Genomic DNA, 19,255 nt, shown 5'->3' with positions numbered 1-19,255 from the left:
TTCCGGCGTGTTCGTCTACTCGATCCCGATGCGCAACCGGTTCCGCGGCATCACCGTCCGGGAGGGCGTGCTGGTGGAGGGGCCGCGCGGGTGGGGTGAGTTCTGCGCGTTCCTCGACTACTCCGACGCCGAGTGCGTGCCGTGGCTGGCGTGCGCGCTGGAGTCGGCGACCGAGGGGTGGCCCGCGCCGGTGCGCGACCGCGTCCCGGTCAACTGCACGGTGCCCGTGGTGTCGCCCGAGCGGGCTTACCGGATCGTCGCCGAGTCCGGGTGCTCGACGGCGAAGGTGAAGGTGGCCGACCCCGGCTCCGCGCTGTCGGACGACCTCGACCGGGTCGCGGCGGTGCGCGACGCCCTCGGGCCGTCCGGCGCGGTGCGGGTGGACGCGAACACCGCGTGGGACGTCGACACGGCGGTGCGGGCGATCCGCGAGCTGGACCGGGCGGCGGGCGGGCTGGAGTACGTGGAGCAGCCGTGCCCGACGATCCCGGAGCTGGCGGCCGTGCGGCGGCGGGTGGACGTGCGGATCGCAGCCGACGAGTCGATCCGGCGGGCCGAGGACCCGCTGGCGGTGGCGGTCGCGGGCGCGGCGGACGTGGCGGTGATCAAGGTCGCGCCGCTGGGCGGCGTGCGGCGCGCGCTGGAGGTCGCCGAGGCGTGCGGGCTGCCGTGCGTCGTGTCGTCGGCGGTGGAGACGTCCGTCGGCATGGCGGCGGGCCTGGCGCTGGCCGGCGCGCTGCCCGAGCTGGACTTCGCGTGCGGGCTCGGGACGCTGTCGCTGCTGGACGGTGACGTGGCGGGCGCGTCGCTGCGACCGGTGGACGGCTGGCTGCCGGTGCCCGCGCGGGCACCGGAGCCGGACCGGTTCGCGGAGTTCGCGGCGGCCCCGGCGACGAGGCTCCGGTGGGAGCAGCGCGTCGCCCGCGTGACCGCCGCCTCGCCCGCGTGACCATCGCGCCCGAGCCGTCCCGCGTAACCGCCGCCTCGCCCGCGTGACCGCCGCGCCCGGCGGGCCGGATCGGGTCGACCGCCCGTGGTGCGCGGACGTCAGAGCGCCTTGAGCAGTTCGGCGGCCAGCGGCCCGGAGGACGCCGGGTTCTGTCCCGTGTGGAGGTTGCGGTCCACGACGACGTGCGGTTGCCACGGCGCGCCCTCGACGAAGTCCGCCCCGAGCGCCACCAGCCGGTCCTGGAGCAGCCACGGCGCCTTGTCGGCGAGGCCCGCCTGGCGCTCCTCCTCGTTGGTGAACCCGGTCAGCCGGTAGCCCGCGAACGCGTCACCGGCCGCCAGCAGCGCGGCCGGCGCGTGGCACACCACGCCCAGCGGCGCGCCGGACGCCAGCACCCGCGCCAGCAGCCGCCCCGAGTCGGCGTCCACCGCCAGGTCCTCCATCGGACCGTGGCCGCCGGGGTAGAACACGGCGGCGTAGTCGGCCGGGTCGACCCGCGCCAGCTCGACGGGCGACCGCAGTTCGGCCGCGTCCCGCAGCACGGCGGCGACGGCGTCCGCCCGCTCCTGGCCGCCGTTGGCGTCCGCGGTCAGGCTGCCCCGGTCGACGGTCGGCTCCACGCCGCCGGGCGTGGCGACGACGACCTCGTGCCCGGCGGCCTTGAACAGCTCGTACGGGGCGGTGAACTCCTCGGCCCAGTACCCGGTCGGGTGCCGGGAGCCGTCGTTCAGGGTCCAGTGGTCCGCGCCGGACAGCACCATCAGGATCTTCGCCATGCCACCGACCCTAGGCCGCCATTTCACGACCCGCCCAATGGTCTTGGCGGCGACCCACCGGGAGCGACGGGGAAAGGGTCAGGACAGCGCGTCCACCACCACGGTTATCGGGCACGGCACGGTGGTCACGGATTCGTCCGTCACCGCCGAGGACTCCTGATAACCGAATTCCCCGCGAGGTGGCGGTCGACCAGGGACACCGGCTCGGCGAGGTCGCCGATCCAGCAGTGCGGGATACCGGCGTCGGCGTATTCCTCGCGCTTCACGACGTAGTCGGTCCGACGCGAGCCCGCCGGCTCCAGGTCCACGTCGACGGCCGGGTCACCAGCAGCTCCGCCGCTCGCTGGGCGCGCAGCGGGACCGCCGGCTCCAGGGACGCCAGGTCGTGCTCGGTCGTCGGGCTCGGCGACGTCAGCACACGGCCTTCCCGCGACTCCGAGCACCCGGACTCGATCTCGCCGATTTCCGCGCACTCGGACACCGTCAGCAGATGCGCCGACAATCCGAGAGCATGAAGCATCTTCAAGAAACAGCGGTCACCTCCTCACGTCGAATTCGATCCTCCCACGTCCACACGTTCGAATTCATCACTCGAACCGGTGATCATGGTCGACCCAGCCCTTCGACACCCAGGCTGCGCACCACCCCGTCCGTCCGCTCCAGCGCCTCGGTCCGGCGCGGCGTCGCCGGGGACCGGGTCAGGTCGACCACCCGGATCGGCGGGCCGAACTCGACCAGGGTCGGCACGTACTCCGCGCGCTCCACCGCCCAGCCGCCGTCGCCCTTGACGAACTTGAACCGCGTGACGATGCCCTCCTCCGTGATCCCCTGCGGCTCGGAGTGGCGCGCCACCTCGTTGCCCATCCCGTACACCACCCACTTGCCGTTCACCCGGTCGATCGGCTGCACGGCGTGCACGTGCGTCCCGATGATCAGGTCCACGGCCGGGTCGGCGAGCACCGCCGCCGCCATCTCGCGCTGCTCGGCCGTCGGCTCGTGCCGGTACTCGGCCCCCCAGTGCAGGCTGGCCACCACGACCTCCGCGCCCGCCGCCTTCGCCGCGCGGGCCGCCGCCAGCACGCCCTCGACCGACAGCTCGTTCGCCATCCACGGCTGTGGCAACGGGATGCCGTTGAACCCGTACGTGAACGCGATGTGCCCCACCTTCACGCCGTTCGCGTCCAGCAGCAGCGGTGTCGAGGACTCCTCCGGCGAGCGGAACGAGCCGGTGTGGCGCAGGCCGGCCGCGTCCAGCACGTCCAGCGTCGTCCTGATCGCACCGGAACCGCGGTCCAGCGTGTGGTTGGACGCCGTCGAGCAGCTGTCGTACCCGAGGTTCTTCAGCGCGGTCGCGACCTCGGGCGGCGCGCTGAACGCCGGGTAGCCGTAGGTCGGCGCGCCCGGCGCGGACAGCGGCGTCTCCAGGTGGCAGATCGACAGGTCCGCGTCGATCGCCGGCCGCAGGCCCTCCAGCAGCGGGCCGAAGTCGCGGTCGCCGTCCTGGTCCGCCTGCTCGGTCAGCGCCGGGTGGACGAGGATGTCGCCGCCCGCCGCGAGCGTGAACGACGGCGGTGGCGGCGGAGCGGACGACGGCGGTGGCGGCGGCAGCCGGGACGACGTGATCACCACGGGCGACCCGGTGCAGGCCGCGGTGAGGCAGGCGGCCAGCGCGAGGCACGCCCACCGCCCGCCACGCCTGTTCAGCGGTGCCGCCTGCGGCGCAGCAGCAGCACCAGCGCGATCAGCACCACCGCGATCGGCAGCACGCGCTTGAGCACCGGCGGGCGCGCCGGCTCCACCTGGTCGATCGGCTCGTCGGGCACGGCCCGCAGCCGCGGGCGGGCCGAGGGTTCGGGAGAAGTCACCTCCTCAGCCTCCCCCGTCGCGGGCGCGGTCGCCAAGTGATCCGGCGTACTCGCGCGCGGACGGGCCGGTGATCACGCGCTGGTCGGGCGGCCCACCCCGTCCGCACCGTGACGACGGACACGGCGACGCGCACGACAGCGGGCACGGCGGACGCGGCGGACGGCACGGTCCGGCGGCTCAGCCGTCGCGGTGGATGGCGCCGTCCGTGCGCGTGAGGCGCTCACCGCCACCACCCCAGCGCAACGCGATGATCTCCGCGGCGATCGACACGGCGGTCTCCTCGGGCGTGCGCGCGCCGAGGTCCAGGCCGATCGGCGAGGCGAGCCGCGCGAGCTCCGCCTCGGTCAGCCCCGCCTCGCGCAGCCTGCGCAGCCGGTCGGCGTGCGTGCGGCGCGAGCCCATCGCGCCGACGTAGCCGAGGTCGAGCCGCAGCGCGACCTCCAGCAGCGGCACGTCGAACTTCGGGTCGTGGGTGAGCACCGCGACGGCCGTGCGCCCGTCCACCCGCCCGGCCTCGGCCTGCGCCCGGAGGTACCGGTGGGGCCAGTCCACGACCACCTCGTCCGCCTCCGGGAACCGGGCGCGGGTCGCGAACACCGGCCGCGCGTCGCACACCGTCACGCGGTAGCCGAGGAACGCGCCCAGCCGCGCCATCGCCGCCGCGAAGTCGATCGCGCCGAACACCAGCAGCCGGGGCGGCGGCTCGAAGGAGTGCACGAACACCGCCATGCCCTCGCCCCGCCGCTGCCCGTCCGGGCCGTAGTGCAGCGTCGCGCTCCGCCCGGCGGCCAGCAGGCCACGCGCGTCGTCGGTGATCGCGTCCCGCGCCCGCGCCGACGGCACGCCGCCGGCCACCCGGTCCGGCCACACCACGAGCCGCCTGCCGACCCACGCGGGGTGCTCGACGACCGTGGCGACCGCGACCGGTTCGCCCGCCCGCACCGCCGCCAGCACGTCGGGCAGCTCGGGGAAGGACGCCCGGTCCACCGCCTCCACGAAGACGTCGATGATCCCGCCGCAGGTGAGGCCGATCGCGAACGCGTCGTCGTCGCTCACGCCGTACCGCTGGAGCACCGGCGCGCCGGACGCGACGACCTGCCGCGCGAGGTCGTGGACCGCGCCCTCCACGCAACCGCCGGACACCGAGCCCACCACCGCGCCGTCCGCGCCGACGAGCATCGCCGCGCCGGGCGGCCGGGGCGCGGAGCGGAACGTCGCGACGACCGTGCCGACGCCGACCGTCTCACCGGACGCGACGCGGCGGGCGAGTTCGGCGAGCACGTCGCGCACCGCGCACCCCCTCGGTCCGGCGCCGGCCCACGCCGGTCGTCCCGCGATTGTGCACCGCGCCGGCCGGCCCCGGTGGGACGGCGGCGCCTCGGGGACGGACCCTGAGGGCGGTTTCAGGGTCGGTCCCCGATGTGCCGCGCCGCCCTGACCAGCACCATTGAGCCATGACGAACGACGTGCTCAACCAGGCCACCGACAAGGTCAAGAAGCTCCGCCGCAGCCGGGACGACCGGATGGTCGCGGGCGTGTGCGGCGGCGTCGCCAAGCTCCTCGGCGTGGACGCCGCGCTGCTGCGCATCCTGCTGGTCGCCGCGACCCTGTTCGGGTTCGGCGCCGGTGCGCTCCTCTACCTCGCGGCGTGGATCCTCATGCCCGAGGAGGACTGAGGCCCGCACCGGGCCGCGTCCCGCGCTGTCCGGCCTAGCGGGGGAAACCGGGCACGCCGGGTAGCTTCTGCCAGGGGTGGGGACCGGACAGGGGCCGGTACTCGACGCCCAGGGCGTCCAGCCTCGGCAGGTGGTGCTCGGTCAGCCGGGTCCGGAACTCCTCGACGTCACGGGGGCCGGTGCTCCAGGCCACCTCGGCCAAGGCGCACAGCCGGGGGAAGACCGCGTAGTCCACCCGCCGCGGCGAGTCGAGGTGCTCCGACCACAGGTTGGCCTGCGCGCCGAGCACCCGGTCCGCCGCCGCCGGCTCGTAGGCGTAGACGTCCTCCCACCTGAGCACGGTCCCGACCGGGATGGGCTCGTCCGGGCCGTCGGCCTGGCGGTAGTCCAGGTAGACGTGCCGGTCCGGGCACATGACGACGTCGTGGCCGCGGTCCAGGGCGGCCAGGCCGCCCTCCTCGCCGCGCCAGGACGCGATGACCGTGCTGCTCGGCAGCGGTCCGGCGGCCAGGACCTCGTCCCAGCCGTGCGGTCGCCGGCCCCGGTCCACCAGGTGCTGCGCGATCCGCCGCACGAACCGCCCGTCGCCGTTCTCCGCCTCGTCCCCGCCCAGGCCGATGACCTCGGACGGGAAGACGTCGAGCAGCTCGTCGAACACCTGCCGGTAGAAGTCGACGGTGACCTCGTCGGCCTTGAGGACGTTGGGGTTCACGCCCCAGTCGGTCCACACGCCGCCGCCGGACACCCCGAGCTCCGGGTAGGCCGCGATCGCCGCCTGGCTGTGGCCGGGGATGTCGATCTCCGGCACGACCGTGACGTGCCGGGCCGCCGCGTACGCCACCACCTCTCGCAGGTCGTCCTGCGTGTAGTAGCCGCCGTGCGGTCGCCCGGTCTGGCCGCCGCTGCGCCGGTCGCCGTACCGCGACGACGGCCGCCACCCGCCGACCTCGTGCAGGCGGGGGAACCTGCGGGACTCGAACCGCCAGCCCTGGTCGTCGGTCAGGTGCAGGTGCAGCACGTTGAGCTTGTGCGCGGCCAGCAGGTCGACGTACCGCAGCACCTCGTGCTTGGGCAGGAAGTGCCGCGCCACGTCCAGCATCAGGCCGCGCCAGGCGAACCTGGGCGCGTCCTCGACCACGCACACCGGCAGCCGCACCGGTCCGTCGTGGATGGGCGCGGCCCGGAACGCGTCCGGGCCGGCCAGCTGGCGCACCGTCTGGCGGGCGTAGAACAGGCCCGCCTCGTCGGCGGCCTCGACGGTCACGCCGGGGCCGACGGTCAGCCGGTACGACCCCGGGGGGCCGTCCAGCGTCAGCCGGCCGTCCACCGCGCCGTCCCACTCGATCTCGCCGTCACCCCGGGTGAACGACACCGGCTTGGGCAGAATCACTACTTCACCGCTCCCGCAAGTCCCGCGACGAGACGCCGCTGTACCAGGATGAAGAACACCAGCACCGGGATCGTCATCAGCGTCGACCCCGCCATGATCGCGCCCCAGTCGTTCTGGTCGGGCTTGACGAACACCTGTAGCGCCAGGGGCAGCGTCTGGTTCTCCGCCGCCGAGATGATGAACGTCTTGGCGAACAGGAAGTCGTTCCACGCGTGGATGAACGACAGGACGCTGGTCGCCACCAGGCCGGGCGCCACGAGCGGGAACAGCACCTGCCACAGGAACCGGAAGCGGGACGCGCCGTCGAGCGTCGCGGCCTCCTCCAGCTCCACCGGCACGGCGGCGACGAACCCGCGCAGCATCCAGATGGCGAACGGCAGGCTGAACGCCAGGTGCACCAGCACCAGCGAGCCCAGGTGGTTCAGGCCGAACACCGGCACGACGTCCCGCACCGACTTCATCATGAAGAACAGCGGGATCGTCAGCGCCTCCACCGGCACCATCTGCACGATCAGCAGCATGATCAGCAGCGTGGTCCGGCTGCGGAACCGGAACCTGGTCAGCGCGGTGGCCGCCAGGAACGAGATCACCATGCTGAACAGCACCACGATGACCGCCACCACGAGGCTGTTCACCAGGTACCGGCCGAAGCTCTGCACGGTCAGCGCGCGCACGAAGCTGTCGAGCGTCGGCGCGAGCGTCCAGGGCCGGGGATCCGCGGAGATGACCTCGGACTCGGGCTTCAGCGCCGTCAGCACCATCCAGTACAGCGGGAACGCCACCACACCGGCGATCAGCACGGTGACGACCTCGGCGATACGCCGCCTCACAGCGCCTCCCCCGACTTGCGCAGCGCGCGGAGGTACCCGAGCGTGATGACCAGCAGCAGCGCCGTCATCACCACGCCGATCGTCGCGCCCAACCCGTACTCCGAGGCGGCGAACGCCTGCTGGTACGCGTAGACGTTCAGCACGAGGTTCCGCCCGGCGATGCCGCCGCCGTTGGTCATGATGTAGATCTGGGTGAACACCTTGAAGTCCCAGATGATCGACTGGATGGTCACGACGATCAGCAGGGGCCGCAGCAGCGGCAGGATCACCGACCGCGCGGTGCGCAGCGCGGACGCGCCGTCCAGCGCGGCGGCCTCCAGCACCTCGCCCGGAATCGCCTTGATGCCCGCGTAGAGCGTCACCATGACGAACGGGAACGAGCACCAGATCACCTGCGCCGCCACGAGCCCGAACGCCAGCCACCGGTCGTAGGTCCAGGAGAACCCGGTGCTGCCGAGCAGCTCGTTGACGAACCCGAAGTTCGCGTCGAACAGGAACAGCCAGATGGTGGACCCGGCGACCGTCGGGGTGGCCCAGGCGCCGAGCGCGGCCAGGAACAGCAGCGTCCGCGCCCAGGTGCGGACCCTGGTGGCCAGCACGGCGAGCGCGCCGCCGACCAGCAGGGTCCCGAGCACGCACACCGCGGCGAACCCGACGGTCTGCCCGAGCACCGTCCAGAACTTGGCGTCCGACAGCAGGGTCGCGTAGTTCTGCAAACCCAGGAAGGTCAGCGGCGCGCCGCCGCTGACCTGCTCCTGGCCGTAGTCGTACAGGGAGATCAGCACGAGCTGGTAGATCGGGTAGCCCATGAGGCCGACGAGCACCAGCAGCGCCGGGGCGAGGTAGGCGTAGGCGATCCGCCCGTCACCCTTGGTGGCACGCATCATGAAGCGAACGCCGCATTCATCGCATCGGCCGCCTTCTTGGCCGCGGCGTCCAGGTCGCTGCCGCCCGCCGCGACCTCCTGGAGGAGGTTCGGCAGCACGCCCTGCGCGTCGACCTTCGCCCAGTTCGGCGTCACCGGCACGAACTTGGTGCCCGCTTCGAGCGTCTTGATGAACGGCTCGACGGCCGGGGTGGACTTGGCGACGTCGGCCTGCACGTCGCTGAAGACCGGCATGTTGCCCATCGCGTCGAACATCTTGCGCTGGTACTGCTTGCCGCCGAGCAGCTTGAGGAAGTCGTTGGCCAGCGTCTTGCGCTCCGTGCCCTTCAGCACGCCGAGCAGGTTGCCGCCGGCGAACGCGGGCGCGACCGAGCCGGCGGTCTTGCCGGGCAGCGGGACGATGCCGTACTTGCCGGCGGCCGTGGAGGCGTCGACCGACTTGCGGTTGAAGTCGCCGCCGATGGTCATCGCGGCCTTGCCCGCGCGGAACGCCTCGACGCTCGCGTCACCGCCGTTGGCCGCGCACTGCGCCGGCGGGCAGATGTCGTCCGCGATCAGTTCCGTGTACTGGCGCAGGCCGTTCTTCGCCTCGGCGGTCTCGATGGCGGAGACGTACTTGTCGCCGTCCTTGCGCGCGATGTCGCCGCCGTTGGCCCACACGAACGGCAGCGCGCCGTAGGTGTACTTGCCGCCGGCGGAGATGCCGAGGAGGTCCGGCTTGGCGGCGCGGATCTGCCGCGCGAGCGGCGCGATCTCGTCGAGCGTCGTCGGGGGCTTCAGGCCGAGTTCGGCGAACACGTCCGTGCGGTAGTAGAGCGCGCGGATGCCGACGTACCACGGCACGCCGTAGGTCTTGCCGTCCACCTTGGCGGTGTCCAGCACGCTCGGCAGCAGGTCCTTCCCCTCGGCCCACGAGCCGAGGTCCAGCTCGGCGAACCCGCCGCCCGCGACGTAGCCCGCGAGGTCGGTGTTGCCGAACTCGGCGACGTCCGGCGCGCTCTTCGGGTCGCTGAAGGCGGCCTTGAACCGCTCCGCGCGCGTCTGCACCTGGATGTACTGCACGTCCACCGTCACGCCCTGGTGGGCCTTCTCGAACTCGGTGACCGCTTCCTTGACGACGGCTTCCTTGGGGCCCCGGTTGACCTCGTCGAACAGCCAGACCCGCAATTGCCCGGTCTGCTGATCGGCACCGGTCGCGGCGGGACCGGACTGGACCGGGGCGCACCCGGAAAGCCCGGCCCCGGCGACCACCGTGACGGCAAGGCCAGCCGCCACGGAGGCCACCCTCTTGGATACCCGCATCTTCCGAACCCCCTCCAGCAATGTTGCGTCTTATGCAACGGCTATTTCATGGGAAGCAACGGGGATGCTAGTGTCCGAATCGCCAACCGGTCTAGACCAGATTCGCCCAGGTCTGGACCGCTTCGACGGAGAGTGGAGCGTCCCACCCGCCGGGTCGAACCGCGCTCCCGACGTGGAAGCCGGTCACCCCGACGGCCTTCAGCGGTGCCACCTGCTCCGGCTTCAGGCCGCCGCCGACCAGGAGCGCCACCTCGTCCTGCCGGGCCGCGAGCCGCTCCAGCACGGCGAAGCCGTCCGCGACACCGCGCGGTGAGCCGGACGCGAGCACCGTGTCGCAGCCCAGCCCCGCGACCACGCCCCACGCCGCTTCGGGGTCGGCGGAGTGGTCCAGCGCGCGGTGGAAGGTCCAGCGGCAGCCGTCCAGCTCGGCCAGCACGGCGCGGCACGCGGCCTCGTCGACCCAGTCGTCCGCGTCCAGGAAGCCCAGCACGAACTCCGACGCGCCCGCCTCGCGCAGCGCCGCCGCGTCCCGGCGCAGGCCGTCGAGCGAGCCGGGCGCGAACCCCGGCGCGTCGCGCAGCATCACGCGGACCGGCAGGTCGGTGGCGCCCAGCACGTCGCGCACGAGCGCGGGCGGGGGCGTCAGGCCGTCGGCGGCCATGTCGGTGACGAGTTCGAGCCGGTGCGCTCCACCGGCCTGGGCGGCGACGGCGTCGTCCGCGTCGAGAGCGATGACCTCAAGCATGGCCCGGACCATAACGGCCCGGCTCGTCCCGGTCCGCCGGCCACGTGCCCACGCCCCGGCGTCCCGCGCGGGACCCGCCGCGAACGCGACGAACCTCGCGGTGCGCCCACCGGCGGGCCCGGCCGCCACCCGACGCCCCTCGATCGGCCGGTCGCGCGGCGACACGGGCACCGCACGTGGCGCGCTCGATCGACCACGCGCCGCGACACCGGCGGACGGCGGTGCACCGGGTCGGCGAGCGGTCGCGGGCCGGACCCGACGACGCCGGCGACCGGACCCGGCCGTGGCTCGACCGGCGCGGTGCCGGGCGACCGCACGGCCGAGCGGCCGGCCGGGAACCGGGCGAGCGACCTCGCCCACCCGCTCGCGCGACACCGCCGACCTCTGTGAACGTGATCCACAACAGGCACCGTGAGCTGCGGGAACACCCCACTTCTTCGCGGACGGTGAACTGTTAACGACGGGGTGTGTATCCACCGCGGAACTACCCGCTCCTTAACTCATGACCGGACCTCGACCCAGGAGGACTCGTGAGAGCCGAGCCGGAGCACACCGACGACCACCGCACACCGTCGTCCCACTGACCACTTCGGGGGAGGGGGCGGTGCCCGGTCGGCTTCGAGGGGTGTCGATCGGTCGCCGCCCGTGGTGAAGGAAGGGCGGTCCGCGATGCGAGGGGGGCATCGCGGACCGCCGCCGCGGGGCGGACGATGGTGTGTGACGATCAGCTACGGCTGGGGGAAGTCGAGGAGGAGGTGACGACGTGGGAGATCTGCGCACGGCCGGTGAGCGCCCACCGTGGGAGGGCCTGGACGGGACGGATCGGCACGCGGCCTGCGTCGTCGCCGCCCGCGACGGCGACCGCAGGGCGCTGGACGTGCTGGTGGCGGATCTGACGCCCCTGGTGTGGCACGTGGCCAGGGGGCACGGGCTGGACCGCAGCACCGCGGAGGACGTGGTGCAGACGGTCTGGCTCGCCCTGCTGCGCCACCTCGACCGCCTGATCGAACCCCGCGCGCTGGCGGGGTGGCTCGTCGTGGCGACGCGCCGCGAAGCCCAGCGCACCTGGACACCCGCCCGTCGGGAAGCAGCGCTGTCCGACGAACTGGCGGAGCAGTTGGAGAGCGAGTACGGGTTGCCCGAGGACGCCGCCCTGGTCGACGACCGGGACCACCGGTTGTGGCGGGCCTTCGGCCGCCTGTCGCAGAAGTGCCAGGAGCTCCTGCGACTCACCGTGCTGGCCGGGCGGGCGGAGTACCGCGCGGTCGCCGAAGCACTGTCCATGCCACGCGGCAGCATCGGCCCGACCAGGGGCCGGTGCCTGACCATGCTGCGCACGCATCTCGACGCGGAAGGAGGATCGCGGTGAACGACATCGACCCGCGCGATGACCGCAGAGGCCAAGAGGACACCGCTGTCCTCACCGAGCTGAACCGGTTGGTGTACGAACTGGACGCGCCGCCGGTGGGGCTGGTCGAACGCATCCAGTTCGCGGTGGCCCTGGAGAACCTGGACGTGGAGGTGGCCCGCTGGGAACGGGCGGGCTCGTTCGCCGGCGTGCGCGGCGGCAACCCCGGCACCATCACGTTCACGGTGGACAACCTGACCCTGATGGTCAACTTCACCCCGAGCGGCGCGCGGCACCGCATCGACGGCTGGCTGGTGCCCGCCGGCGAGCACACCGTCGAGGTGCGGGTGGCCGAGCACGAGTCGAGCACCACGAAGGCCGACGACGGCGGTCGGTTCGTGCTGGCGGACGTGCCCACGGGCACCACGCAGATCGTGGTGCACCTGGTGAACTCCCGCGGCGAACCCGGACGCACCGTGGTGACACCGACGATCATGCTGTAGCGCGCACCCCGGCGTCCGACCGTGGACCGTCCGACGCCGACCGACCAGCGCCCGACCGCGCTGACCCAGGCTCGCGCGCCCACCGGTGATCCGCACCGCGGCACGTACCCGAGGCGAGGCCCCGAGCCCTCCCGTTCCGGCCACTCCGCAGGCCGGTCGAGGGGGCGCGGGGCCTCGCTTCCGTTCGCGGACCCCGCCCGCGGCGGCCACCGACCGCCCGGTCCGCCCGTCGGGTGAACCGCTCTTGCCCTCCCGGCGCGACCGAGCGGTTCCAACCGACCGGGTCACGCCGGCCCGCCAGTGCGCACAGCCCTGATGAGCGGGCCGCCCGGCCGAGTCCGGCCAAGCCGCCCGACCGAGCCGCCCGGCCCGGCCCGACCGAGCCACCCGATCAAGCCGCCCGGCCTGGCCCGGCCGAGCCGTTCGACCTGGCCGCCCGGCCCCACCAGGCCACCCGGAACACCGGGCCCGGAGGCGCGGCCACGAGGTCCGGGAGGACCCCGGACAGCCGGAAGGCCCGGTCCGCAGCGGACCGGGCCTCCAGGTGTGGTGGTGCGACTGTCAGAAGTCCATGCCACCGGCGTCCGGGACGGCGGGAGCAGCGCCCGCCTTCTCCGGCTTGTCGGCCACGACGGCCTCGGTGGTCAGGAACAGGGCGGCGATCGACGCGGCGTTCTGGAGCGCCGAGCGGGTCACCTTGGTCGGGTCCGGCACGCCGGCGGCGAGCAGGTCCTCGTAGGCGCCGGTCGCGGCGTTGAGGCCGTGGCCGACGGGCAGGCCCTTGACCTTCTCCACCACGACGCCGCCCTCAAGGCCGGCGTTGACGGCGATCTGCTTCAGCGGGGCCTCGACGGCGACCTTGACGATGTTCGCGCCGGTCGCCTCGTCACCCTCCAGCTTCAGGCCCGCGAACGCGGCCTCGGCGGCCTGGAGCAGGGCCACGCCACCGCCGGCGACGATGCCCTCTTCCACGGCGGCCTTGGCGTTGCGCACCGCGTCCTCGATGCGGTGCTTGCGCTCCTTCAGCTCGACCTCGGTGGCCGCGCCGGCCTTGATGACCGCGACACCACCCGCGAGCTTGGCCAGGCGCTCCTGGAGCTTCTCGCGGTCGTAGTCGGAGTCGGACTTCTCGATCTCGGCCCGGATCTGGTTGACGCGGCCCTGGATCTGCTCCGCGTCGCCCGCGCCCTCGACGACCGTGGTCTCGTCCTTGGTGACGACGACCTTGCGCGCCTTGCCCAGCAGCGACAGGTCGGCGTTCTCCAGCTTGAGGCCGACGTCCTCGGTGATGACCTGGCCGCCGGTCAGGATCGCGATGTCCTGGAGGATCGCCTTGCGGCGGTCACCGAAGCCGGGGGCCTTGACCGCGACCGACTTGAACGTGCCGCGGATCTTGTTGACCACCAGGGTCGCCAGGGCCTCGCCCTCGACGTCCTCGGAGATGATCAGCAGCGGCTTGCCGCCCTGCATGACCTTCTCCAGCAGCGGGAGCAGGTCCTTCACCGACGAGATCTTGGAGCCGTAGAGCAGGATGTAGGGGTCCTCCAGGACCGCTTCCTGACGCTCCGGGTCGGTCACGAAGTAGCCCGAGATGTAGCCCTTGTCGAAGCGCATGCCCTCGGTCAGCTCGAGTTCGAGGCCGAGCGCGTTGCTCTCCTCGACGGTGATGACGCCTTCCTTGCCGACCTTGTCCATCGCCTCGGCGATCAGCTCGCCGATGGTCGAGTCGCCCGCGGAGATGGACGCCGTGGCGGCGATCTGCTCCTTGGTCTCGACCTCCTTGGCGGTCTTCAGCAGCTGCTCGGTCACGGCCTCGACGGCCTGCTCGATGCCGCGCTTGAGGCCGAGCGGGTTCGCGCCCGCGGCCACGTTGCGGAGGCCCTCGCGGACCAGGGCCTGGGCGAGCACGGTGGCGGTCGTCGTGCCGTCACCGGCGACGTCGTCGGTCTTCTTCGCGACTTCCTTGACCAGCTCGGCCCCGATCTTCTCCCACGGGTCCTCGAGCTCGATCTCCTTGGCGATGGAGACGCCGTCGTTGGTGATGGTCGGCGCGCCCCACTTCTTCTCGAGCACGACGTTGCGGCCCTTCGGGCCGAGCGTCACCTTGACGGCATCCGCGAGGGTGTTCATGCCGCGCTCAAGACCACGGCGGGCGTCCTCGTCGAACGCGATCATCTTGGCCATTGCGGTGTGTTCCTCCGCCTGTGAACGACTTATGGGGCCACTGCGGACTCGCGCCCGCAGCGGAACACGGTGCTTGGCCAGGCTCGGTGCCCGCGACGGACGACCTGCCCCGAACCGGGGCCTGCCTCACCGTCCCAGCCTGCGTGCTGGCACTCAGGGGGTCCGAGTGCCAACACCGTGTTTAGCACTCAAGCCCGGCGAGTGCAAGAACCCCAGGTCAGCGCGTCGACTTCACGGGGATGCTGGTGGGCAGCGGTTTCCGGCCGTCGTCGCCGTCGCCGACCTTGATGGATTGACCCGATGAGGTGGTGGCGGGCGGGCGCGGCTCCTCGGACTTGGGCGTGAGGATCAGGACGAGGACGACGACCGCGATGATCGCCACCACGCCGACGGCGACCGGCGCGACCCAGGCGGGCCGGGTCTTCGCGGTGGCGGTGAACGCCGACGCGCCGCCCACCTGCGCGGGCGGGCGCAGCCGCACCGGGTCGGCGAGGAAGCCCGGCTGCTGGGCGAACCCGCCGGACGGGGTGCCCTGCGGCCTGCCCTGCGCGGACGGCGGGAAGCGCCCCGGCTGCTGCGCGGCCACCCCGCCGGTCTGCGGTCCGGGCGCGGGCGTCGGTCCCGTCACGGGCGCGTCGGTGCGGCGCGGCGGCGTGGTCACGGTGGCCGCGCCGCCCAGCGCGGTGCGCGCTGCGGAGATCAGCTCCTGGCACGAGCCGAACCGCTGGTCGGGGTCCTTCGCGGTGCCCTTGCGCAGCACGTCGTCGATGCCCGGCGGGAGTGCGACCAGCGACGTCAGCGCGGGGATCTCGGAGGCGAGGTGGCCCTGGATGACGTCCTGCACGCCGCCCTGGAACGGCGGGCGGCCCGACAGGCACGCGAACACCATGCACGCGAGCGCGTACTGGTCGGTGCGGCCGTCGAGCGGCTCGCCGCGCAGGTGCTCGGGCGCGGCGTAGGTGGGCGAGCCGAGGAAGTCCCCGGTGCGGGTGCGGTGCCCGGTCGCGCCGCGCCTGGTCAGGCCGAAGTCGGCGAGGTAGACGTGCTCGCGGGCCGCTTCCTTGGTGGTGACCAGCACGTTCGCCGGTTTCACGTCCAGGTGCACCAGGCCCTTGCCGTGCAGCATGTCCAGCGCCTCGGCGACCTGGCCGAGCAGCGTGAGGGTGCGGGCGGGCGAGATCGGGCCGTCCTTGATGTGGCCGGCCAGGTCCTGCCCGTCGACCAGCCGCATGGCGATGTAGAGCAGGCCGTCGACCTCGTCGAAGTCGTACAGCGGCACGATGTTCGCGTGGTCGATCGCCGAGGTGTTGCGCGCCTCGTCGACGAACCGCTCGCGGAACTCGGCGTCGGCGGTGAGGTGCTCGCCGATGACCTTGAGCGCCACCTTGCGGCCGAGCCGGACGTCCGTGGCCTTGTAGGTCACGCTCATGCCACCGCGGCCGAGCACCCCGTCGATCCGGTAGTGGCCCAGCCGTCGCCCGCTCAGGTCCTCCGACACGCAGCGCAGCCTAACGCCCGCGCGGACCGGTGCGCGCCGGGTTCCGGGTAAGAGCGGGCGGCGCGACCGCAGGTGGCGCGGCCCGGCCGGGCCGTTCCGGCGACCGCGCGGTCCCCGGTGGGGCGGCCCGACCCGCCGGGCCGGCGGGCCGGGCGGGGTTCACGATGCCTTCCGGACGTCCGACGCCTGGTTGCGGCCGTCCCGACCGGCCTGGATCTCGAACTCCACGCGGTCCCCTTCCGCCAACGTGCGGAAGCCTTCCATTTGGATGGCCGAGTAGTGCACGAAGACATCGGGCCCGCCGTCGGCGGCGATGAAGCCGTACCCCTTCTCCGAGTTGAACCACTTGACCGTGCCGACAGTCAAGACGTCCTCCTTTGAGAAATACCTGAGCAAACCGCCACGCTAGAGGCACGAGGGGGTCCGCCGATACCTCCTTATGGAGTCATGCGCGCACGCTGAATCCGTTGTCGCGCAACCAACTGACCAGTCCGCGCGGACTGCGCGTCCGGGTCAGCACGAGGCCGGGACCGGCGAAGTCGAGGACCAGGCCCTCGCCATTGCGGACCGATTGGGGCGCTTCGGGGGAAACGGCGCGCAACCGGCACTGGAGGGTGTCGGCGAATCCGATGACGTGGCCGCTGTCCAGGGTGACCAGTTCGCCCGCGTCGAGCGTGACGACGTCCAGGGTGCCGTAGCAGGCCAGCACGACCGAGCCGGCGCCGTAGACGTAGGTCAGGAAGCCGCTGTCGCCGCCGTGCAGGGCGCGCACCGGCCGCGCGGCGGGGTCCAGGACGACCGAGCCGGACGCGGCGAGCCAGCTGTTGCGGGCGACGCACCAGCCGGTCGCGCCGTCGAGTTCCAGCACGTGCAGGTCGCCGGGCAGCGGCGGCGCGACGTCGACCCACCCGCCCTCGGGTCCCGCCGTGCACAGCGCGGCCTTGACGCCGGGCGCCTTGCCCTTGGTGTCGTGGTTGACCCCGTAGCTGGTCGCGAACAGCGAGGAGCGTTCGACGAGGACGGGTTCGGCGGGCGCGAGGACCAGCCTGGCCACCCCGAACGTCGGCGTGTGTCGCGTGCGGACCTGCACCGGACGAGTCCCCCTCTGGTGTCGCGCGTGGCGGCCGGTCGCAGCAGTTTCGCACGCGCGCGGCAGGATGGTGGCCGTGTCGAACCCCATGACCCGCGTGGCGGACCACCGGGAGCGGATCGCCGGGCTGGTCGGCGCGATGCCGGTGGTGCCGCTGCCGACGGCGGACTGCCTCGGCCTCGCGCTCGCGGAGGACCTCGTCGCCCCGGTCGCGCTGCCCCCGTTCGACAACTCGGCGATGGACGGGTACGCGGTGCGGGCGGCGGACGTGGCGACCACGCCGGTGGTGCTGCCGGTGGTCGACGACATCCCGGCGGGCAGCACGTCGTCGACGCTGTTCCGGCCCGGCACGGCGCAGCGGATCATGACCGGCGCGCCGCTGCCCGCGGGCGCGGACGCGGTGGTGCAGGTGGAGTGGACCGACGGCGGCACGTCGGCGGTGCGGGTGGACCGCGGTGTCGCGGCGGGCGCGAACGTGCGGCGGGCGGCGGAAGACGTGGCGGTGGGCGCGACGGTGCTGCCCTCGGGCACGCTGCTCGGGCCCGCGCAGCTGGGGCTGGCGGCGGCGCTCGGCCTCGGCGCGCTGCCGGTGCGCAGGCGACCGCGCGTGCTGGTGCTGTCGACGGGGTCGGAGCTGGTCGGGCCGGGCGAGCCGCTGGGGCCGGGCCGGATCTACGAGTCGAACGGCGTGATGCTGGCGGCGGCCGTGCGGGAGGCGGGCGGCGAGGCGGAGCTGCTGCGGTTCGTGCCCGACGACGTGGCCGCGTTCCACGCGGCGGTCGGCGCGCGGCTGGCCGGGTTCGACCTGCTGCTGACCTCCGGCGGGGTGAGCGCGGGCGCGTACGAGGTGGTGAAGGACGCCTTCACCGGGCGGGGCGTGGAGTTCACCAGGGTCGCCATGCAGCCCGGCGGACCGCAGGGCGCGGGCCGGTACCTGGGGGTGCCGGTGGCGACGCTGCCGGGCAACCCGGTGAGCGCGCACGTGTCGTTCGAGGTGTTCATCCGGCCCGCGCTGCGGGCGGCGATGGGCCTGCCGGACGTCGAGCGCCGGACGGCTCGGGCCCGGCTGAGCGCGCCGCTCACGTCGCCGGCGGGCCGCACGCAGTTCCGCCGCGGCCGGTACGACCCGGCGTCGGGCCGCGTGGTGACGCCGGTCGGCGGTCCGGGCTCGCACCTGCTGTCGGCGCTGGCGGTGAGCGACTGCCTGATCGAGGTGCCCGAGGACGTGACGGAACTCGCGGCGGGCGCGGAGGTCACCGTGCGGTTCCTCCAGTAGGATCGTTGAACAATCCGACGTCCGGAATCGGTTGAGCACACAGCGTCATTCGGTACTCACGCACCGCCATTGATTACGCCATGTGACCTGGATTACACTGCCGGTACCCCTCGCCCGGTGTGCCCGTGCGTTCGTCGGGGGACGCACGGGCACACCGGGCGGGGTCGGGCGCGCCGCCGGCGTAGCGTGTGGCCGGCCGAAGCACCGCCCCGACACGGAAGAGCCATGAGCGTCGATCGCGACAAGCACAGTGGTGTCGTAGCCCACTTCCTGGACCTGGCGCGGGGGATCGTCCCCCCGATGCACCCCGCCGGCCGCCCCTTCGTGGCGGGCGCGGCCGTCGCGACCCTCCTGCTGCGCCGGTTCTCCCGGCGCGGCGGTGTGGTCGGCGGCCTGCTGACCGCGTGGGTGGCGTGGTTCTTCCGGGAACCCAAGCGCACCACCCCCGCCCGGCGCGGCGTCGCTGTGGCGCCCGCCGACGGCACCGTGTCCCACGTCGTGGAGGCCGTGCCGCCCGCCGAGCTGGGCCTCGGCGACGTGCCGATGACCCGGATCAGCGTGTTCCTGTCGGTGTTCGACGTGCACGTGCAGCGCGTGCCGGTGACCGGCGCGGTCCGCCGCGTGGCGTACCGGCCGGGCAAGTTCCTGTCCGCCGACCTGGACAAGGCCAGCGACGACAACGAGCGCAACGCCGTGTGGCTGACCTCGTCCGAGGGCCACGACGTCGTCGTCGTGCAGATCGCCGGCCTGGTGGCGCGGCGCATCGTGTGCGACGTGGCCGAGGGCGACGAGGTGGCCGCCGGGCAGACCTACGGCCTGATCCGGTTCGGCTCGCGGGTCGACCTGTACGTGCCGCGCGCGAGCCGCGTGCTGGTCGAGGCGGGCCAGCGCACGATCGGCGCGGAGACCGTCCTCGCCGAGCTGCCGGAGGTCTGA

General features: G+C 73.2%; 20 protein-coding genes. 6 read left to right on the top strand and 14 right to left on the bottom strand.

The features are described 5' to 3' along the window. Positions 1-7 precede the first annotated feature (7 nt). Positions 8-949 carry an o-succinylbenzoate synthase gene (locus C8E97_RS03975; protein WP_121001736.1) on the top strand — a complete coding sequence of 314 codons (942 nt, stop codon included), beginning with the start codon at positions 8-10 and terminating at the stop codon, positions 947-949. A 98-nt stretch (positions 950-1,047) separates the two neighbouring features. On the opposite strand, the gene C8E97_RS03970 is transcribed toward C8E97_RS03975, so the two are convergent. From C8E97_RS03970 to C8E97_RS03955, 5 genes are all read right to left on the bottom strand, one after another. Further along, positions 1,048-1,725: a type 1 glutamine amidotransferase domain-containing protein gene (locus C8E97_RS03970; protein ID WP_121001733.1), complete on the bottom strand. Its 678-nt coding sequence runs from the start codon at positions 1,723-1,725 to the stop codon at positions 1,048-1,050. A 262-nt stretch (positions 1,726-1,987) separates the two neighbouring features. Continuing rightward, entirely contained in the window at positions 1,988-2,227 is a 240-nt protein-coding gene (locus tag C8E97_RS35770) for a hypothetical protein (protein ID WP_246018661.1), read from the bottom strand. Between the two features lie 101 nt (positions 2,228-2,328). Beyond that, complete coding sequence (locus C8E97_RS03960) at positions 2,329-3,429, bottom strand: CapA family protein (protein WP_121001731.1); 1,101 nt, start codon at positions 3,427-3,429, stop codon at positions 2,329-2,331. Continuing rightward, positions 3,426-3,590, bottom strand: a complete 165-nt coding sequence (locus C8E97_RS34270; RefSeq protein ID WP_170211608.1) for a hypothetical protein — start codon at positions 3,588-3,590, stop codon at positions 3,426-3,428. The genes C8E97_RS03960 and C8E97_RS34270 overlap by 4 nt, the downstream gene beginning before the upstream one ends. Before the next feature lie 178 nt (positions 3,591-3,768). Then, the gene (locus C8E97_RS03955) at positions 3,769-4,881 is read right to left on the bottom strand and encodes an XdhC family protein (RefSeq protein WP_121001729.1); all 1,113 of its coding nucleotides are present in this window, start codon (positions 4,879-4,881) and stop codon (positions 3,769-3,771) included. Positions 4,882-5,045: 164 nt separating this feature from the next. On the opposite strand from C8E97_RS03955, the gene C8E97_RS03945 reads away from it, so the two are divergent. Further along, positions 5,046-5,267: a PspC domain-containing protein gene (locus tag C8E97_RS03945; protein WP_121001724.1), complete on the top strand. Its 222-nt coding sequence runs from the start codon at positions 5,046-5,048 to the stop codon at positions 5,265-5,267. Positions 5,268-5,301: 34 nt separating this feature from the next. Here the strand turns inward: C8E97_RS03945 and C8E97_RS03940 are convergent, their stop codons facing one another. The 5 genes from C8E97_RS03940 to C8E97_RS03920 form a co-directional block, all read right to left on the bottom strand. Beyond that, entirely contained in the window at positions 5,302-6,657 is a 1,356-nt protein-coding gene (locus tag C8E97_RS03940) for a beta-N-acetylhexosaminidase (protein ID WP_121001722.1), read from the bottom strand. Beyond that, positions 6,657-7,487, bottom strand: coding sequence for a carbohydrate ABC transporter permease (locus tag C8E97_RS03935; protein ID WP_121001720.1), 831 nt, complete (start codon positions 7,485-7,487; stop codon positions 6,657-6,659). Before C8E97_RS03935 ends, C8E97_RS03940 begins: the two co-directional genes overlap by 1 nt. Then, positions 7,484-8,374: a carbohydrate ABC transporter permease gene (locus C8E97_RS03930; protein WP_121001718.1), complete on the bottom strand. Its 891-nt coding sequence runs from the start codon at positions 8,372-8,374 to the stop codon at positions 7,484-7,486. The genes C8E97_RS03935 and C8E97_RS03930 overlap by 4 nt, the downstream gene beginning before the upstream one ends. Further along, positions 8,371-9,648 (bottom strand): extracellular solute-binding protein, encoded by a 1,278-nt coding sequence (locus tag C8E97_RS03925; protein WP_425470464.1) that lies wholly within the window; start codon positions 9,646-9,648, stop codon positions 8,371-8,373. The genes C8E97_RS03930 and C8E97_RS03925 overlap by 4 nt, the downstream gene beginning before the upstream one ends. A gap of 118 nt (positions 9,649-9,766) precedes the next feature. Then, positions 9,767-10,420: a copper homeostasis protein CutC gene (locus tag C8E97_RS03920; protein ID WP_246018660.1), complete on the bottom strand. Its 654-nt coding sequence runs from the start codon at positions 10,418-10,420 to the stop codon at positions 9,767-9,769. A gap of 763 nt (positions 10,421-11,183) precedes the next feature. On the opposite strand from C8E97_RS03920, the gene C8E97_RS03915 reads away from it, so the two are divergent. Further along, positions 11,184-11,789, top strand: a complete 606-nt coding sequence (locus tag C8E97_RS03915; RefSeq protein ID WP_121001713.1) for an RNA polymerase sigma factor — start codon at positions 11,184-11,186, stop codon at positions 11,787-11,789. Between the two features lie 59 nt (positions 11,790-11,848). Continuing rightward, positions 11,849-12,271: a carboxypeptidase regulatory-like domain-containing protein gene (locus C8E97_RS03910; RefSeq protein ID WP_425470656.1), complete on the top strand. Its 423-nt coding sequence runs from the start codon at positions 11,849-11,851 to the stop codon at positions 12,269-12,271. A gap of 561 nt (positions 12,272-12,832) precedes the next feature. Here C8E97_RS03910 and groL read toward each other — a convergent pair. The 4 genes from groL to C8E97_RS03885 all read right to left on the bottom strand — a co-directional run bounded on the left by groL (position 12,833) and on the right by C8E97_RS03885 (position 17,043). Then, positions 12,833-14,455 carry a chaperonin GroEL gene (groL, locus tag C8E97_RS03900; protein WP_121001707.1) on the bottom strand — a complete coding sequence of 541 codons (1,623 nt, stop codon included), beginning with the start codon at positions 14,453-14,455 and terminating at the stop codon, positions 12,833-12,835. A 217-nt stretch (positions 14,456-14,672) separates the two neighbouring features. Continuing rightward, a complete protein-coding gene (locus C8E97_RS03895; protein ID WP_121001705.1) occupies positions 14,673-15,953 on the bottom strand; it encodes a serine/threonine-protein kinase in 1,281 nt (426 codons plus the stop codon). Positions 15,954-16,112: 159 nt separating this feature from the next. Then, positions 16,113-16,319 (bottom strand): cold-shock protein, encoded by a 207-nt coding sequence (locus C8E97_RS03890; protein ID WP_121010718.1) that lies wholly within the window; start codon positions 16,317-16,319, stop codon positions 16,113-16,115. Between the two features lie 79 nt (positions 16,320-16,398). Then, positions 16,399-17,043, bottom strand: a complete 645-nt coding sequence (locus C8E97_RS03885) for an AIM24 family protein (RefSeq protein WP_121001703.1) — start codon at positions 17,041-17,043, stop codon at positions 16,399-16,401. Positions 17,044-17,110: 67 nt separating this feature from the next. Here C8E97_RS03885 and moeA point away from each other — a divergent pair, with 67 nt between their 5' ends. Continuing rightward, entirely contained in the window at positions 17,111-18,319 is a 1,209-nt protein-coding gene (gene moeA, locus C8E97_RS03880) for a molybdopterin molybdotransferase MoeA (RefSeq protein WP_121001701.1), read from the top strand. Between the two features lie 225 nt (positions 18,320-18,544). Then, positions 18,545-19,255: a phosphatidylserine decarboxylase gene (locus C8E97_RS03875; protein WP_121001699.1), complete on the top strand. Its 711-nt coding sequence runs from the start codon at positions 18,545-18,547 to the stop codon at positions 19,253-19,255.

Source organism: Saccharothrix australiensis, from assembly GCF_003634935.1.
Taxonomy (GTDB): Bacteria; Actinomycetota; Actinomycetes; order Mycobacteriales; family Pseudonocardiaceae; genus Actinosynnema; species Actinosynnema australiense.
This window is presented reverse-complemented; position numbering and strand designations above follow the sequence as displayed.

Excerpts from the sequence above, each read along its gene's own strand:
- C8E97_RS03875 (WP_121001699.1), top strand. The coding sequence starts at position 18,545 with ATGAGCGTCGATCGCGACAAGCACAGTGGTGTCGTAGCCCACTTCCTG.
- C8E97_RS03920 (WP_246018660.1), bottom strand. The coding sequence starts at position 10,420 with ATGCTTGAGGTCATCGCTCTCGACGCGGACGACGCCGTCGCCGCCCAG.
- C8E97_RS03945 (WP_121001724.1), top strand. The coding sequence starts at position 5,046 with ATGACGAACGACGTGCTCAACCAGGCCACCGACAAGGTCAAGAAGCTC.
- moeA (WP_121001701.1), top strand. The coding sequence starts at position 17,111 with ATGGTGGCCGTGTCGAACCCCATGACCCGCGTGGCGGACCACCGGGAG.
- groL (WP_121001707.1), bottom strand. The coding sequence starts at position 14,455 with ATGGCCAAGATGATCGCGTTCGACGAGGACGCCCGCCGTGGTCTTGAG.
- C8E97_RS03970 (WP_121001733.1), bottom strand. The coding sequence starts at position 1,725 with ATGGCGAAGATCCTGATGGTGCTGTCCGGCGCGGACCACTGGACCCTG.
- C8E97_RS03930 (WP_121001718.1), bottom strand. The coding sequence starts at position 8,374 with ATGATGCGTGCCACCAAGGGTGACGGGCGGATCGCCTACGCCTACCTC.